This is a genomic window from Acidisphaera rubrifaciens HS-AP3 (genome assembly GCF_000964365.1).
In the GTDB taxonomy this organism is placed as follows: Bacteria; Pseudomonadota; Alphaproteobacteria; order Acetobacterales; family Acetobacteraceae; genus Acidisphaera; species Acidisphaera rubrifaciens.
Window position 1 is genome coordinate 1 of sequence record NZ_BANB01000587.1, and the last position, 1,860, is coordinate 1,860.

1 protein-coding gene and 1 pseudogene are annotated in these 1,860 nt (G+C 69.7%); both read right to left on the minus strand.

Going from position 1 to position 1,860, the window contains the following annotated elements:
* Positions 1 to 79 precede the first annotated feature (79 nt).
* Complete coding sequence (locus tag B8460_RS15030; protein WP_048862419.1) at positions 80 to 1,531, minus strand: MBOAT family O-acyltransferase; 1,452 nt, start codon at positions 1,529 to 1,531, stop codon at positions 80 to 82.
* Positions 1,532 to 1,546: 15 nt separating this feature from the next.
* Positions 1,547 to 1,860 (minus strand): annotated as a pseudogene (locus B8460_RS22135) (hypothetical protein); the annotation flags it as partial.

Here is a 1,860-nt window from a genome sequence, read left to right on the forward strand (position 1 = left end):
CTCCGTCCAGCCCGCGGGCGGGACGGCGCGGCGGCGGCGCTTCGGGGCCGCGCTCGGCCATGGCGTCGCGCCCGGCCATCTAGAACTGGAAATAGATGAAGGGGGCGACGCCGTCCGGGCCGATGGCGTTGATCGCCGCCACCACCAGCCCCGCCTCCGCCCCCAGCATCCAGTCCGGCGCCCAGGCCAGGCGCGCGGCGATCCGGCGCGGCAGATCGGGCGGCAGGAATTGCAGCACCATGCCGAGCACGATCAGCCCGACCACGAAGGGTGTCGCCTGCGTCAGGCTCCAGTCCCCGCTCGCCATCTGCTGCAGATACAGCGTCGCGGTGTCGAAGCTGTCGGCGCGGAAGAACAGCCAGCCGAGGCAGACGAAGTGGAAGACCAGCACGATCGCCAGTACCTTTCGCACATGCGGCCAGAGGCCGGGGCGCGTCGGCGGCGGCCCGCGCAGCCGGTCGTGGTGGCGCAGGACGAAGCGCTCGACCCCGAGGCCGACGCCGTGCAGCGCGCCCCAGAAGACGAACTTCCATGCCGCGCCGTGCCAGATGCCGCCGAGCAGCATGGTGATCGCCAGGTTGCGGGCGGTCTTCCACTCCCCGTGCCGGCTGCCGCCGAGCGGCTTGTAGAGGTAGTCGCGCAGCCAGGACGACAGCGACATGTGCCAGCGCCGCCAGAAATCCTGCAGGCTCGCGGCGCGGTAGGGCTGGTTGAAGTTGACCGGGAACGCATAGCCCAGCAGCGCCGCCAGACCGATCGCGATGTCCGTGTAGGCACTGAAATCGCAGTAGATCTGCACGGCATAGCCGTACAGCCCGAGCAGCAGGTCCGGCAGGCCGTGATGGATCGGGTCGTCGAACACCGGATCGACCAGCCCGACCGCGATGTCGTTGGCCATTACGACCTTCTTGAACAGCCCGCCGAGGATCAGCACCAGCGGCCAGGCGAGGCCGAAATCGAGCTGCGGCCGCTCGTAGAGCTGCGGCAGGAACTTCGCCGCCCGTACGATAGGTCCAGCAACGAGTTGCGGGAAGAAGCTCAGATACAACAGCATGTCGGACGGGCGCCGGCAGACCGCCACGTCGCCGCGATAGACGTCCACGACATAGGAGATGCCGTGGAAGGTGAAGAACGAGATGCCGACCGGCAGGATGACTTCCAGCACCGGCAATTCGCCGTGCAGCCTCAGGCGGTGCAGCAGCTCGTCCGCCGAATGCACGAAGAAATCGAAATACTTGAAGAAGCCGAGGGTCGCGAGATGGATCGTGACCGTCACGGCGACGATCGCCCGCCGCGCCTGCGCCGGCCCGACCCCGGCGGGTCCCACCCGCGCGAGGGCGAGGCCGGCCAGATAGGTCACGACCGAACTGAAGGCCAGCAGGAAACAGAACCGCCAATCCCATTGAGCGTAAAAGAAATAACTCGCCCCCACGAGCAGCAGCTTCTGCGCCCGGTAGCTGTCGCGCAGTAGCGCGAGCAGCGCCACGACGGCGACGAAGAACAGCAGGAAGTCGAGGGTCGGGAACAGCATCCCCGGCGCGGTCCGTCAGGGTCCGGGACGGGCGGGTGGCGGCGCCAGCCCCTGCCCGGGCGCGATCGCCACGGCGCCCAGCAACGCCGCGTACAGCGCGTCGGCACTGCGCGCGTTGCCGGCCTCGCGGATATGGACGTGATCGGCATAGGCGAGCGGCGGATCCGCCGCCGCCCAGCGCGCCATCGAACAGGTCCCGCCCATGGCGGCGGACCAGTCCCACGTCCACCAGCCCTGGCGCAGCGCCGCCGCCGCCTCCGTCCGCCGCACGATGGCGAGGCCCGGCGGCTCCGCCCAGACGCCGCCATCGGCCGGGGCGCAGACCGCGC

Bases quoted from the DNA above. Each gene is read 5' to 3' on its own strand.
- B8460_RS15030 (WP_048862419.1), bottom strand. From the start codon at position 1,531: ATGCTGTTCCCGACCCTCGACTTCCTGCTGTTCTTCGTCGCCGTCGTG.